Raw genomic sequence first — 14,751 nt, forward strand, 5'->3', positions numbered from 1 at the left:
GTAAACAGTGTAAAATGAGGTTGTGGAGAGAAGTGGCGGATAGTGGTGAGTTTAGGGGAGAAAGTGGGGGTCCTTATCATGTTTATGGGTGAATACCGGCATACTGTTGATGCAAAGGGCCGCATGATCGTACCCGCAAAATTCAGAGAAGGCCTCGGTGAGCAGTTTGTGCTGACAAGAGGACTTGACCAATGCCTTTTCGGCTATCCGATGAATGAATGGAAGCTGATTGAAGAAAAGCTGAAGGCTCTGCCGCTCACCAAAAAAGACGCCCGCGCATTTACCCGATTCTTTTTTTCCGGTGCGACCGAATGCGAACTGGACAAGCAGGGAAGGGTTAATATTGCGTCATCTCTTCTGAATTACGCAAAACTGGAAAAAGAATGTGTTGTCATCGGGGTTTCCAATCGAATTGAATTGTGGAGTAAGGTAATATGGGAACAATACACAGAAGAGCAAGAAGATTCATTCGCTGAAATTGCTGAAAACATGATTGGATTTGATATATAATGGATCTTCGTGCATCACAACAACAACTGACAATTCAATTCATTCCTGATAAAGGTGGGACCGACACAAATGTTTCAGCATAAGACAGTACTTCTTCGTGAAACCGTCGACGGTTTAAATATCAAACCGGACGGAACCTATGTGGACTGCACCCTTGGCGGCGCCGGGCACAGTACATATTTATTGCAGCAATTATCGGAAAAAGGACGCTTGATCGCCTTTGATCAAGATGACACGGCACTTGAAAACGCAAAGAAAACATTGTCCGAATACAAAGGACAGCTTATTCTGGTGAAAAGCAACTTTCGTTATTTAAAAGAGTGTTTACATGAACACGGCATTACGAGTGTCGACGGAATTCTATTTGATTTAGGAGTATCCTCTCCGCAGCTTGATACACCGGAACGGGGATTCAGCTATCATCATGACGCACCGCTGGACATGAGGATGGACCAGTCGGCCGCCCTTACGGCGAAAGAAGTCGTAAATGAATGGCGGTATGAGGACCTTGTGAGGATTTTCTTTAAATACGGAGAAGAAAAATTCAGCAAGCAGATCGCCCGAAAAATTGAAGAGGCAAGAGAAAAATCGCCTATTCAAACAACCGGCCAACTGGTCGATCTAATAAAGGACGCGATACCGGCTCCGGCAAGAAGAAGCGGAGGTCATCCGGCCAAACGTGTATTCCAAGCCATTCGAATCGCCGTAAACGACGAGCTTCAAGTATTTGAAGAGGCCCTCTTGCAAGCGATAGAGGTGCTGAAGCCGGGCGGAAGGGTGTCTGTGATCACTTTTCACTCGCTGGAAGACAGAATGTGCAAGACGACATTCAAGGAAAAATCATCACTTCCCGAACTGCCTCCGGGTCTTCCTGTGATACCGGAAGAATTTGAACCGGAATTAAAACTGATTACAAGAAAGCCCATTACGGCATCAAAAGAGGAGCTTGAAGAAAATAACCGCGCCCGGTCAGCGAAGCTCCGCATTGCGGAGAAACGAATATAAAGGGCAGCAAATGACAACATTAAAGGAGGTCATCAGCCTATGAGCAACTTAGCTTACCAGCAGGAAAAACAACAACGGCCAGTGATAAGTCCCGAAAAAAAGGTGATTGTCAAAAAGAGGGCTTCCATTACACTCGGGGAAAAGGTGCTGCTCGTCCTGTTTGCCATTGCCGTTCTCTCCACATCAATGTTTATCGTATCAAAGGCATACGCGGCGTACCAATCCAATATTGAGGTGCAACAACTGGAGGAGAAAGTATCTGAGAAGAATAAGCAGATCGGTGATCTCGAAAAGACGGCTGCTGACTTAAGCCAGCCGCAGCGCCTGATGGATATCGCTAAAAAGCACGGTTTGAATCTGAAAGATAAAAAAGTGAAAAACATACAGGAATGATAACCCATGCCGAAAAAAAATAAGTTTATGAACAGAGGAGCAGCGATACTCAGTATTTGTTTCGCTCTCTTTTTCTTTGTCATTCTCGGGAGAATGGCGTACATTCAATTAACTGGTAAAGCAAACGGTGTAGAACTTGCAACAAAAGCGACCGAGCAGCACGAAAAAAAGCGGACGATAGAAGCGAGCCGCGGCTCTATTCTTGACCGGAACGGCAAAGTGCTTGCAGAGGACACGGCGACATATAAGCTCATTGCCGTGCTTGATAAAAAAATGACAAGTGATCCGAAGCATCCTCAGCATGTCAAAGACAAAGAGAAAACGGCGGAAAAACTGGCGACCGTTATCAATCTTGATAAAAGCGAGATTCTGGACATCTTAAACAGGGATGGCGCGAAGCAGGTGGAATTCGGTTCAGCCGGCCGCGATATCTCTTATGCGAAAAAACAAAAGATCGAAAAAATGAATCTTCCGGGCATTTCTTTCTTAAGAGATACGAAGCGCTACTATCCGAACGGTGTATTTTTGTCAAATGTTCTCGGCTATGCCGATGTGAATGAAAAAACAAACGAGATACAAGGCTCTTTAGGGCTTGAAAAAATACTGAACAACTATCTGACGGAACGCGACGGATCCGTCACTTACGAAAGTGATAAATCCGGCTGGAAACTTCCGAACAGCAAAGAAAAAATCACCGCACCTAAAAACGGTGACAATGTATATTTAACCATTGATCAGAAAATTCAAACCTTTTTAGAAGACAGCATGACGAAAGTAGCGGAAAAATATAAACCGAAAAAAATTATGGCGGCTGTCGTAGAACCGAAAACAGGCAAAGTGCTTGCGATGGGGCAGCGTCCGAGTTTTGACCCGAATATCAGAAACGTAACCAATTATTACAACGACTTAGTGTCGTACGCGTATGAACCGGGTTCAACGATGAAGATCTTTACGCTTGCCGCGGCGATTCAGGAAAATGTGTTTTCTGCAAACGAGAAATATAAATCAGGAACATATAAAGTGGGAGGCGGACCTGTTAAAGATTGGAACGATGGCGCCGGTTGGGGTATGACAAGCTTCCATGACGGCCTCATGAGGTCATCGAATGTTGCTTTCGCCAAACTGGCCAACGAAAAACTGGGGTTTGACCGGTTTAATGAGTACCTGCACAAATTCGGGCTCTATCAAAAAACAGGGATTGATCTGCCCGGTGAAGTATCAAGTAAAATTAACTACAAATATGATTTTGACAAAGCGTCTACGGCTTACGGCCAAGCATCGGCGATAACGCCGATCCAGCAGCTTCAGGCCGTCACGGCGATTGCCAATAACGGCAAAATGATGAAACCTTACGTCATTGATCATATTGTCGACCCCGATACGAAAAAAGTCGTCAAGCAGACAAAACCAGAGCAGGCAGGCACGCCGATTTCAGCCGATACGGCTAAAAAAGTCCGGAATCTGCTCGGAGAAGTCGTGACGTCAGACATCGGAACCGGAAAACCTTATAAAATTGAAGGATTTGACGTCGCGGGTAAAACGGGAACCGCACAAATTGCCGGGACGGGCGGATATTTAAGAGGAACGAGCAACTATGTGTTTTCATTCATGGGCATGGCGCCGAAAAATGATCCTAAGCTTGTCATCTATGTAGCCGTGCAGCAGCCGCAATTAAAAGCGGGGCAAAGCAGCTCTGATCCTGTCGCGGAAATCTTTAACCCGACGATGAAAAACAGCCTCCACTACATGAATATCGAACCGACGGAAAAAACAGATTCCGGTCAGGAAGAAACGAAAAGCCAAAAGATGCCTGACCTGACAGATAAGACGGTCAAGAGCGCTGAGAAGGAAGCGAAAAATGAACATCTCACACCGATTGTCATCGGCAGCGATGTTGCCGTAAAAGAGCAGTATCCGACAGCCGGAGAAGATGTGATCACCAATCAGAAAATCTTCTTAAAAACAGACGGAAAGATGACGATGCCGGATATGTCCGGATGGTCGAGGCGGGAAGTGCTTCAATTCAGCAAAGTATCAGGCATTCACATTGATGTGAGCGGTGAAGGTTACGCTTCAAGCCAAAGTGTGAAAAAAGGCAAAGAACTGAAAGAAAATACCGTGATCAAGGTGAAATTTAAAAATCCTGATTAACGGGACAGAGAAGTCCGCGGATGCCCGCGGGCTTCTTTTTTATGCGCCGCCGTTCTATGTGTCCAAGCTGAGGCATAAATTGAAACAAGCCTAAATAAGGAGTGGACGGTCCCTTGCGCGTTTCAAATGTAACGGTTCGAAAACGTTTATTACTGGTTTTGCTTTTTGGCGTAATCATTTTTTTGATCATTGACAGCAGATTAGGCTATGTTCAATTTGTGATGGGAGAAAAGCTGACTTCACTGGCTAAGGATTCCTGGAGCCGGAATTTGCCGTTTGAGCCTGAGCGGGGAGAGATTCTTGACCGAAACGGCGTGAAGCTGGCTACTAATAAAAGCGCGCCGACCGTCTTTGTCGTACCGCGCCAGATCCAAAATCCCATCAAAACGGGCAAGCTTCTCGCGTCAGTTTTAAATATGTCGGAAGAGAAGGTCTACAAACATATTACTAAGAAAACCTCCATAGAAAAAATCTCACCCGAGGGGCGGAAAATTTCCAATAAAAAAGCGAAAGAAATCAAAGCGCTCGACTTAAAAGGGGTTTATGTGGCTGAAGACAGCATCCGCCATTATCCGTACGGAAGCTTTTTGTCCCATGTTCTCGGTTTTGCCGGTATTGATAACCAGGGTCTTCTCGGTTTGGAGGCTTATTATGATGATGACTTAAAAGGTGTAAAGGGATCCGTGAAATTTTATACGGATGCCAAGGGGAAGAAAATGCCTGATGAAGCGGATGATTACACCCCTCCGAAAGACGGACTTGATATGAAACTGACGATTGACGCCAAGGTTCAGACGATTATAGAAAGAGAGCTCGACAATGCAGCGGCGAAATATAACCCGGACGGAATGATTGCGGTCGCAATGAATCCGAAAAACGGGGAAGTGCTCGGCATGTCAAGCCGTCCTGATTTTGATCCGGCTGACTATCAATCGGTGGATCCGTCTGTTTACAACCGGAACCTGCCGGTATGGAGCACATATGAACCGGGTTCGACCTTTAAGATTATTACGCTTGCGGCGGCTCTTCAAGAGCAAAAAGTAAACTTGCAAAGAGACCACTTTTATGACAAAGGTTTTGCCGAGGTCGACGGCGCCCGCCTCCGATGCTGGAAAAAGGGCGGCCACGGTTCGCAATCTTATCTTGAAGTCGTTCAAAATTCCTGCAACCCCGGGTTTGTACAGCTGGGGGAACGGCTCGGAAAACAAAAGCTGTTTCAATATATTAAGGACTTCGGCTTTGGAAAGAAAACAGGCATTGATCTGCAAGGGGAAGGAACGGGGATCTTATTCCCGCTTGACAGAGTCGGCCCGGTCGAACAGGCGACAACCGCTTTCGGACAAGGGGTTTCCGTCACGCCGATTCAGCAGGTGGCAGCCGTTTCCGCAGCAATAAACGGCGGAACGCTTTATACTCCATTTATCGCCAAAGAGTGGGTTGATCCCGTTACGAAAAAAACCGTTAAGAAACAATCGCCGATTGCGAAAAGGCAAGTTATTTCCCAGGAAACGTCAAAGCAGATCAGATATGCTTTAGAAAGCGTCGTCGCTCAGGGAACGGGGCGGAATGCCTTCGTGGAAGGATATCGCGTCGGCGGAAAAACAGGTACCGCACAAAAGGTCAAAGACGGCAAATATCTCGAAAACAACCATATCGTCTCTTTTATCGGTTTTGCGCCGGCCGATGACCCGAGCCTTGTCGTGTATGTCGCGGTTGATAATCCGAAAGGCACGATTCAATTCGGGGGAACCGTCGCCGCGCCGATTGTCGGAAATATGATGAGAGACAGTCTGCCTGAGCTCGGCGTGAAACCGCGAAAAAATCAAATCGAGAAAAAATATCAATGGAACGACACAAAAACAATAGAGGTTCCGAATGTTGTAGGGATGTCTGTCTCTGATCTTGAGTCGCTGCTTGTCAATTTGAATATTGACTCCTCAGGAAAAGGAAGCAAAATTGTGAAACAATCACCTGCAGCCGGAACGAAAGTAAAAGAAGGCTCAAAGATCCGTGTTTACTTGAGTGAAGAATGAGTCTTTTTGAGGCAGCCGATTGTTTTCGGCTGCCTCTTATCATAAAGAGAAAAAAAGAAGATAACTTTTAAGATTAACTGGATGTATCCTTTTATTTACGCTAAAATATGAACTGTATGTTTAAAAGCCATTCTGACTTTTATAAACGGTTATCATGATAAAAGAATGAATAGAATTTCTGAGAGGTTTGATACAATGAAACTTACAAAGCTGCTTACATATTTAATGGCCGAACCTGTTCAAAATGACTTTCATGACCCTGACATAACTTCAATTGAGATGGACTCCAGGGAAGTGAGAAAAGGGAGTCTTTTTGTGTGTATAAAAGGGTATACGGTAGACGGACATGATTTTGCCCAAAAAGCCGCAGAAAACGGCGCAGCGGCCATCGTTGCCGAGAAAGAGCTTGACGTCGATGTTCCTGTCATTATTGTCCGCCGGTCACAGCGGGCGCTCAGCGTTCTTTCTGACGCGTTTTACGGGCAGCCGACAAAGCAGCTTCAGCTTATCGGCATCACCGGCACAAACGGCAAAACATCAACGACGCACATGGTTGATGAGATTTTCAAAAAAGCGGGAAGACAGACCGGTTTAATCGGAACGATGTACATTAAAATCGGGGATGAGACATTCCCGGTCAAAAATACAACGCCCGAAAGCGTCACACTGCAAAAAACGTTCAAGAAAATGAATGATGAGCATGTTGACACAGCTATTATGGAAGTGTCTTCTCACGCTCTGTCACTCGGCAGGGTTCACGGCTGCGATTATGATATCGCCGTATTCACGAACCTGACGCAGGACCATTTAGATTATCACAAGACGATGGAAGACTACAGACAGGCTAAAAGCCTCCTGTTTTCCCAGCTGGGCGGCTCCTTTAATCACGAAAAGCCGAAGCGGGCCGTTTTAAACGCAGATGACAAAGCCAGTGCTTATTTTGAAAAAGTGACGGCGGCGCACATCCTTACATACGGAATCGAGAATGATGCCGATGTCATGGCGAAACAAATCGAGATCTCTGCGCAAGGCACAAGCTTTGAACTCGTTACGCCAAAAGGAACAAAGCAGATCACGGTTTCACTCGTCGGCCGCTTCAACGTGTATAACGTACTGGCTGCAGCGGCGACAGCGATCGCAGCGGGTCTGCCGTTTGATACGATCACAAGCGCTCTTGAAGAGCTGCAAGGTGTCAGAGGCCGGTTTGAACTGGTGAATCACAATCAGCCGTTTCCTGTGGTCGTCGATTACGCGCACACGCCTGACAGTCTGGAAAACGTCCTGAATACATGTAAAGACATGACAGAGGGCAAGCTTTTCGTCGTCGTCGGCTGCGGCGGAGACCGGGACAAAACGAAACGCCCGAAAATGGCGGAAATTGCGGTGCGGATTGCCGACGAACCGATTTTCACTTCAGATAACCCGAGAAGCGAGGACCCGCTGGCCATATTAAGAGATATGGAAAGAGGGGTAGAAGGCACTTACTATCACAGTATCGCAAACCGCGAGCAGGCTATCTTTTTTGCCATTGCCAACGCGAAAAAGGGAGATGTGGTTCTGATTGCCGGGAAAGGGCATGAAACCTATCAGCAGATCGGCAATGAAACATTCGACTTTGATGACGCCGAAGTAGCGGGAAGAGCTATTGTTGAGCTGAATAAAAAGTAAAACAGGAAAGAGTGTTAGAATGAGGGAAATGAAAAGAATTACGGGGACACAATGTGAATATGATAAATACGTATGTCGTTTGAACGAAACGGGAGGAGAAAAGAGCAATGCTTGAGCAAGTGATTTTATTTACAATAATAATGGGATTTTTAATCAGTGTTCTGATATCTCCGATTCTTATCCCGTTTTTAAGACGTTTAAAATTCGGCCAAAGTATCAGGGAAGAGGGGCCGAAATCACATATGAAAAAATCAGGGACGCCGACGATGGGCGGGGTCATGATTATTGTATCCATCGCCATTACGGCGATTGTCATGACGCAGAAATTTTCGCATCTGAGCGCGGAAATGTTTCTTCTGCTGTTTGTCACGATCGGATACGGCCTGCTCGGCTTTCTGGATGACTATATTAAAGTAGTAATGAAACGGAATCTCGGATTGACGTCGAAGCAGAAATTGATCGGCCAGATCATTATTGCCATTGTATTTTACGGAGTATATCATTATTGCCATTTTTCAACCGGCATCAGGGTGCCAGGCACACATCTGTCAATCGATCTCGGCTGGGGATACTTTATCCTCGTTCTCTTTATGCTTGTCGGAGGTTCAAATGCCGTCAACCTGACAGACGGTCTGGACGGTCTCTTGTCCGGTACCGCGGCTATCGCATTCGGCGCTTTCGCCATCCTTGCGTGGAACCAGTCACAATATGACGTTGCGATTTTCTCGGTTGCCGTTGTCGGCGCCGTTCTCGGTTTTCTTGTATTCAACGCCCATCCCGCCAAGGTATTTATGGGGGATACCGGTTCGCTTGCGCTCGGAGGAGCGATCGTGACCGTTGCCATTCTGACGAAGCTTGAAATTCTGCTCGTCATTATCGGCGGAGTATTTGTTATTGAGACCTTATCTGTTATCTTACAAGTCATCAGCTTTAAAACGACAGGAAAACGAATCTTTAAGATGAGTCCGCTTCACCACCATTACGAATTGGTCGGATGGTCTGAATGGAGAGTTGTCGTCACATTCTGGACTGCGGGACTGCTGCTTGCCGTTTTAGGAATTTACATCGAGGTGTGGTTATAAGTGGAAAACGAACTTTTTTTGCAAAAACAAAACTTTCTGGTCCTCGGACTGGCGAAAAGCGGATATGCGGCTGCGTCGATTCTTCATGAAAAAGGCATTAACGTCGTCGTGAATGATCAAAAAGCCTTTGAAGAGAACGAACCTGCCCAAAGGCTTGCAGAAAGAGGAATTGAAGTCATCTGCGGTGAGCATCCGACGTCACTTTTTGATCAGCATCACATCACCATTCTGATCAAAAATCCCGGAATCCCGTATGAAAATATCATGGTGGAGGAAGCGCAAAGAAGAGGCATCCCGGTCTGGACGGAAATCGAGCTTGCGTATTATATCACCAATGCAAAATTCATCGGCATTACAGGTTCAAACGGGAAAACAACAACGACGACCCTAATTTATGAAATGCTGAAAGCTGATTCGATAAAGACGCTGATCGCAGGGAATATCGGCACTGTCGCCAGTGAAGTGGCTTATCATGCTGACGGTGATGAATGGATCGTCACAGAGCTTTCTTCGTTCCAGCTGATGGGGACTCATGCGTTCAGACCTGAAATCGGCCTGATTTTAAATGTGTTCGACGCTCATTTGGATTACCATCACAGCCGTGAAAACTATGAAAAAGCCAAGCAGAACGTGTATCTTCATCAGCTTGAGAGTGATACGGCCATCGTGAATCAGAGCGATGAAACAGTCGTGCGGCTTGCCGAAAGCGGAAAAGCCGGCACCGTTCCGTTTTCAGTTCACCAGGAACTGTCAAGCGGCGCATTCATTAAAGACGGAATGCTGATGTTCGGCGATGAAGCGATTCTGCCTGTTGATGACATCGTACTGCCGGGCGCGCACAATTTAGAAAATATTTTAGCCGCTGTAGCCGCGGCAAAAACGGCGGGCGCGTCTAATAAAGCGATTCAGAAGGTGCTGACAAGCTTTACCGGTGTCAAACACCGTCTGCAGTATGTAACTGCGATCCAGAATCGTAGATTTTATAATGACAGCAAAGCGACGAATATTTTGGCCACAAGCAAAGCGCTCTCGGCGTTCAAAGCACCGGTTATTCTGCTTGCAGGCGGACTGGACCGCGGCAACGGTTTTGACGACCTGAAACCGTATATGGACAATGTCAAAGCGGTCCTGACGTTCGGACAGACAGCGCCGAAGATAGAAAAACTGGGCAATGAGCTGGGAATACAACATGTCAAACGTGTCGATAATGTTGAACAAGCAGTATCTGCGGCGTTTGCGCTCTCAAATGAAGGAGACGTCATCCTCTTGTCACCCGCGTGTGCAAGCTGGGATCAGTTCAAAACATTTGAAGAACGCGGTGACATGTTTATAGATGCCGTGCATATGCTTAAGTAAGGGCTTGTCTCTGTTCATCGGCAGCCCTAAATGACTTATGCTTGGGGTGTCGATTGCTTTGACTACTAAAAAAACAGCGCCTGATTTGTTATTAGTTATCATTACGTTATTGCTTTTAACAATAGGATTAATTATGGTCTACAGTGCAAGTGCGGTATGGGCGGATTATAAATTTGACGACTCGTTTTTCTTCGCGAAACGGCAGCTGCTGTTTGCGGGGATCGGCGTCATTGCCATGTTTTTCATTATGAATGTGGATTATTGGACATGGCGCACATGGTCGAAGCTGCTTCTGATCATTTGTTTTTTTCTGCTTGTGCTTGTGCTGATTCCGGGAGTCGGAATGGTGCGGAACGGTTCAAGAAGCTGGATCGGAGTGGGAGCGTTCAGCATTCAGCCTTCGGAGTTTATGAAACTCGCGATGATTGCGTTTCTGGCTAAATTTCTTTCTGAAAAACAGAAGAATATTACGTCATTCAGACGCGGATTCGTTCCCGCGCTCGGAATCGTGTTTTCTGCATTTATTATTATTATGTGCCAGCCAGACCTGGGAACGGGGACGGTAATGGTGGGCACGTGCATCGTGATGATTTTTGTTTCCGGTGCGCGAATCGCTCATTTTGCGTTCCTCGGACTCATCGGTTTAAGCGGATTTGCGGCACTAGTTCTGTCCGCTCCTTATCGGATTAAACGGATTACCTCTTACTTAAACCCGTGGGAGGATCCGCTTGGAAGCGGATTTCAGATCATTCAGTCGCTCTATGCCGTAGGTCCGGGCGGTCTGTTCGGGATGGGGCTCGGTCAAAGCCGGCAAAAGTTTTTTTACCTGCCGGAGCCGCAAACCGATTTCATTTTTGCTATTTTATCTGAGGAACTCGGCTTTATCGGCGGTTCGCTCATATTGCTGCTGTTCAGTATTTTATTATGGCGGGGCGTCAGAATTGCCCTCGGCGCGCCGGATTTATACGGAAGCTTTGTCGCCATCGGTATTATTTCTATGATAGCTATTCAAGTCATGATTAATATCGGCGTTGTGACGGGGCTGATCCCGGTAACAGGAATTACGCTGCCGTTTTTAAGCTACGGAGGCTCATCACTGACGCTGATGCTCGCAGCGGTCGGCGTACTTTTAAATGTCAGCCGGTACTCGAGGTATTGATCTGTATCTTGCCTCATCACTCATGATTTATTCGTTATCTATAAAAAAACAGACAACATCAATAACCCTGTCCTAAAAAACAGGGTTATCGCTATGTGATTAAGGGGGACATACGAATGCGTATTGCAGTAAGCGGAGGCGGAACCGGAGGACATATTTATCCGGCCCTGGCCTTTATTAAAGAAGTTCAGCGCCGGCATCCGGATGTGGAATTTTTGTATATCGGAACAGAGAACGGTCTTGAGAAAAAAATTGTTGAACGGGAAAATATCCCGTTCCGCGCCATTGAAATTACAGGTTTCAAACGAAAACTTTCTTTTGAAAATGTAAAAACCGTCATGCGTTTCTTAAAAGGCGTGAAGAAAAGCAAATCATATTTAAAAGAGTTTAAACCGGATGCCGTTATCGGTACAGGCGGCTATGTATGCGGTCCGGTCGTATACGCGGCGGCAAAAATGGGAATTCCGACGATCATTCATGAGCAAAACAGCCTGCCCGGCATCACAAATAAGTTTCTCTCGAAATATGTTAATAAGGTGGCAATTTGCTTTGAAGAGGCAAAATCGCATTTTCCTGCTGAAAAAGTTGTGTTTACGGGAAACCCGAGAGCCTCTGAAGTCGTCTCAATTAAGACAGGCCGCTCATTAACTGAGTTCGGGCTGAAAGACAATCAAAAAACGGTGCTCATTTTCGGCGGAAGCAGAGGCGCGGCTCCCATTAACCGTGCCGTTATAGATATGCAGGAAGAATTGAAAACGAGACCTTACCAAGTGCTTTATATTACCGGGGAAGTACATTACGAGAAGGTAACGGCTGAGCTGAAAGGCGGAAAAGCCGCTGATAATATGGTGACAAAACCGTTTTTGCACCAAATGCCGGAGTACTTACAATCAATTGATGTCATTGTGGCCAGAGCCGGAGCGACGACGATTGCGGAAATCACCGCTCTCGGCATTCCGAGCGTGCTTATTCCGAGCCCGTATGTGACAGCCAATCACCAGGAAGTCAATGCGAAGGCGCTCAGCCAGCATGACGCTGCAATTGTACTGAAGGAAACCGAGCTCAGCGGAGAAAAACTGATCGCTGCGCTGGACAAAATCGTCTTGAATGAAGAAACCTTAAAAGACATGAGTGAGCGGACAAAATCACTCGGTGTTCCGGATGCGGCAGCCAGACTGTACAGTATCATGGAAGACATAAAAAAATAGAGCAAATGGAATGCGGAGGTTTATGATGGAGAACGTAATTCAGGAATTAAGAGACCGCGAAGTCGGCAAAGTGCTGGAACAAGAACCGCTCGCGAACCATACAACGATGAAAATCGGCGGTCCGGCGGACATTTTAATCATCCCCAACCGTGTGGAAGCAGTCAAAGATATTATGGATATTGTGAAGAAACATGATCTGCCATGGACGGTTATCGGCCGCGGTTCAAATCTGCTCGTGCTTGATGAAGGCATAAGAGGAGTTGTCATCAAGCTGGGAGCGGGTCTGGATCATTTGGAGATTGACGGTGATCAGGTGACGGTCGGAGGCGGCTATTCGGTCGTCCGGCTTGCGACTTCCATGAGTAAAAAAGGAATGTCCGGTCTTGAATTTGCAGCGGGCATTCCCGGATCAATCGGCGGAGCCGTCTATATGAATGCCGGGGCGCACGGATCTGATATGAGTGAGATTCTTGTGAAAGCCCGTATCTTATTTGAAGACGGCACAATCGAATGGCTGACAAACGAAGAGATGGATTTCAGCTACAGAACGTCTGTTTTGCAGAAAAAACGCCCCGGCGTCTGTCTCGAGGCAGTTCTTCAGCTTGAGCAAAAGGAACGGGAAGCCATTACGTCGCAAATGCAGCAGAACAAAGATTACAGAAAAAACACTCAGCCGTATTCAAGCCCATGCGCCGGAAGCATATTCAGAAATCCGCTGCCGGATCATGCCGGAAACCTCGTTGAAAAAGCGGGATTAAAAGGACATCAGATCGGCGGAGCAAAAGTGTCCGAAATGCACGGGAATTTTATCGTCAATGCCGGCGGAGCGACTGCCAAGGACGTTCTCGACCTGATTGAATATGTGAAAAAGACAATCCGTGAGCAGTATGATGTTGACATGCATACAGAAGTTGAAATCATCGGAGGGAATCGTTAAAAGGTTCTCTGATTACATGAGCTCATGTGATATACTTTTAACAAATGTCAAACGGCATCACAGCATGCCGTTTGTTTTTCAATCAGACGAATGTCAAGCTGTTTCATTCTTAGTGAGGTGGACAGGCAGTGAACCCAAATCATGAAAGAGAAAAAATTGTAAATATTGAAGAGCGGATTCCGAAAATCAAAGAGCAGCGGAAGCAAAAAGCAAACCGCCGGCTGATTTCATTCATTGTGCTCTTTTTTATGATGGTGCTGATCATCGTGTACTTGCAGATGCCGATCAGCAAAGTGTCTTCTGTCACCGTTTCCGGAAACGAAAACGTGTCTGTAAAAGAGATCAACGCGCTTTCTGATATACATAACGGACAAACCGAGTTCTGGAGTCTGAACAAGAAAAAAACAGAAGAAAAGATTGAGCAGAATAAGCTGGTGAAAAAGGCGGAACTTTCAAAAGTATTTCCTAACAAAGTCAGCATTCACATTGAAGAATACAAGACGATCGCGTATCTGCAGCGACATGATGTATATTATGAAGTGCTCGAAAACGGCTCTGTGCTGCCGAACGAAGTCACGCCGGATGACGCGGGCCCGATTTTGGTTGACTGGACAAACGCGAAAAAGCGGGTCAAAATGGCGGAGCAGCTTGATAAGCTTTCCGGTTCGCTAAAGCAGTCGATTTCTGAAATCTATTATACACCGGTAAAAATGGATCAGGATCGGATCAAGCTGTATATGAACGACGGGTATGTAGTTACCGCTTCTATTAAAACGTTTGCCGGCCGGATGAAGACCTATCCTTCTATCGTTTCCCAGCTGGACGGCGGGAAAAAGGGGATTATCCACTTAGAAGTCGCTACGTATTTTGAAGAATTTAACAAAGGTAAATCCGGCAAGAAAAAAGAAAATGATTAATAGTTCTAAAGAACTAATTTCAAGGTGGTTCAAAAGAATCTATTACAATCAGCGGGGCAGCCGATATAACCGATAGCGGAATCATTATGACTATGTTTGTTTTTGCCCGGGATATGGCTGCCGGACAAGCGGAAAATTCTCAATGCAATGGGCGTGTCTTCTGCAATGAGCATTGCATTTGGAATTTTCCTCCTGTTTCTTCTTTTTTCGGATGTTTCTGGCAATATCTATAGCTTTTCTGGAGGTTCATCTTAGTGTAGACTAATGGAAAGCGGGTATATTTGCATCTGGTTTGCACAGTATGGCACCGTGACAGGAAATCTTACGGTAAG

12 protein-coding genes are annotated in these 14,751 nt (G+C 46.2%); all 12 read left to right on the top strand.

The genetic code is table 11. The annotated features are described in order from the left end of the window. The first annotated feature begins 78 nt into the window (after positions 1 to 78). The 12 genes from mraZ to G9F50_RS04205 all read left to right on the top strand — a co-directional run bounded on the left by mraZ (position 79) and on the right by G9F50_RS04205 (position 14,419). Entirely contained in the window at positions 79 to 510 is a 432-nt protein-coding gene (mraZ, locus tag G9F50_RS04150; protein ID WP_007409703.1) for a division/cell wall cluster transcriptional repressor MraZ, read from the top strand. 69 nt (positions 511 to 579) lie between these two features. After that, entirely contained in the window at positions 580 to 1,515 is a 936-nt protein-coding gene (gene rsmH, locus G9F50_RS04155; RefSeq protein WP_060561723.1) for a 16S rRNA (cytosine(1402)-N(4))-methyltransferase RsmH, read from the top strand. A 39-nt stretch (positions 1,516 to 1,554) separates the two neighbouring features. Continuing rightward, positions 1,555 to 1,908, top strand: a complete 354-nt coding sequence (gene ftsL, locus G9F50_RS04160; protein ID WP_015239815.1) for a cell division protein FtsL — start codon at positions 1,555 to 1,557, stop codon at positions 1,906 to 1,908. Positions 1,909 to 1,914: 6 nt separating this feature from the next. After that, positions 1,915 to 4,059, top strand: coding sequence for a penicillin-binding protein 2B (gene pbpB, locus G9F50_RS04165; RefSeq protein WP_060561722.1), 2,145 nt, complete (start codon positions 1,915 to 1,917; stop codon positions 4,057 to 4,059). 113 nt (positions 4,060 to 4,172) lie between these two features. Beyond that, positions 4,173 to 6,092, top strand: a complete 1,920-nt coding sequence (locus tag G9F50_RS04170) for a stage V sporulation protein D (RefSeq protein WP_003154438.1) — start codon at positions 4,173 to 4,175, stop codon at positions 6,090 to 6,092. 195 nt (positions 6,093 to 6,287) lie between these two features. Then, the gene (locus G9F50_RS04175) at positions 6,288 to 7,760 is read left to right on the top strand and encodes a UDP-N-acetylmuramoyl-L-alanyl-D-glutamate--2,6-diaminopimelate ligase (protein WP_003154436.1); all 1,473 of its coding nucleotides are present in this window, start codon (positions 6,288 to 6,290) and stop codon (positions 7,758 to 7,760) included. Positions 7,761 to 7,867: 107 nt separating this feature from the next. Then, positions 7,868 to 8,842, top strand: a complete 975-nt coding sequence (mraY, locus tag G9F50_RS04180; protein ID WP_007409707.1) for a phospho-N-acetylmuramoyl-pentapeptide-transferase — start codon at positions 7,868 to 7,870, stop codon at positions 8,840 to 8,842. Further along, a complete protein-coding gene (murD, locus tag G9F50_RS04185) occupies positions 8,843 to 10,198 on the top strand; it encodes a UDP-N-acetylmuramoyl-L-alanine--D-glutamate ligase (RefSeq protein ID WP_015239817.1) in 1,356 nt (451 codons plus the stop codon). A gap of 58 nt (positions 10,199 to 10,256) precedes the next feature. After that, on the top strand, positions 10,257 to 11,357 hold the full coding sequence (spoVE, locus tag G9F50_RS04190) for a stage V sporulation protein E (RefSeq protein ID WP_003154430.1): 1,101 nt from the start codon (positions 10,257 to 10,259) through the stop codon (positions 11,355 to 11,357). 116 nt (positions 11,358 to 11,473) lie between these two features. After that, positions 11,474 to 12,565 carry an undecaprenyldiphospho-muramoylpentapeptide beta-N-acetylglucosaminyltransferase gene (gene murG, locus G9F50_RS04195; protein ID WP_060561721.1) on the top strand — a complete coding sequence of 364 codons (1,092 nt, stop codon included), beginning with the start codon at positions 11,474 to 11,476 and terminating at the stop codon, positions 12,563 to 12,565. A 25-nt stretch (positions 12,566 to 12,590) separates the two neighbouring features. After that, complete coding sequence (gene murB / locus G9F50_RS04200; RefSeq protein ID WP_060561720.1) at positions 12,591 to 13,502, top strand: UDP-N-acetylmuramate dehydrogenase; 912 nt, start codon at positions 12,591 to 12,593, stop codon at positions 13,500 to 13,502. Positions 13,503 to 13,630: 128 nt separating this feature from the next. Continuing rightward, on the top strand, positions 13,631 to 14,419 hold the full coding sequence (locus G9F50_RS04205; protein ID WP_060561719.1) for a cell division protein FtsQ/DivIB: 789 nt from the start codon (positions 13,631 to 13,633) through the stop codon (positions 14,417 to 14,419). Positions 14,420 to 14,751: the final 332 nt, after the last annotated feature.

This window comes from Bacillus sp. EKM206B (genome assembly GCF_011066015.1).
Taxonomy (GTDB): domain Bacteria; phylum Bacillota; class Bacilli; order Bacillales; family Bacillaceae; genus Bacillus; species Bacillus velezensis.

Bases quoted from the DNA above. Each gene is read 5' to 3' on its own strand.
- mraY (WP_007409707.1), top strand. From the start codon at position 7,868: ATGCTTGAGCAAGTGATTTTATTTACAATAATAATGGGATTTTTAATC.
- murG (WP_060561721.1), top strand. From the start codon at position 11,474: ATGCGTATTGCAGTAAGCGGAGGCGGAACCGGAGGACATATTTATCCG.
- mraZ (WP_007409703.1), top strand. From the start codon at position 79: ATGTTTATGGGTGAATACCGGCATACTGTTGATGCAAAGGGCCGCATG.
- rsmH (WP_060561723.1), top strand. From the start codon at position 580: ATGTTTCAGCATAAGACAGTACTTCTTCGTGAAACCGTCGACGGTTTA.
- pbpB (WP_060561722.1), top strand. From the start codon at position 1,915: ATGCCGAAAAAAAATAAGTTTATGAACAGAGGAGCAGCGATACTCAGT.
- murB (WP_060561720.1), top strand. From the start codon at position 12,591: ATGGAGAACGTAATTCAGGAATTAAGAGACCGCGAAGTCGGCAAAGTG.
- ftsL (WP_015239815.1), top strand. From the start codon at position 1,555: ATGAGCAACTTAGCTTACCAGCAGGAAAAACAACAACGGCCAGTGATA.
- G9F50_RS04175 (WP_003154436.1), top strand. From the start codon at position 6,288: ATGAAACTTACAAAGCTGCTTACATATTTAATGGCCGAACCTGTTCAA.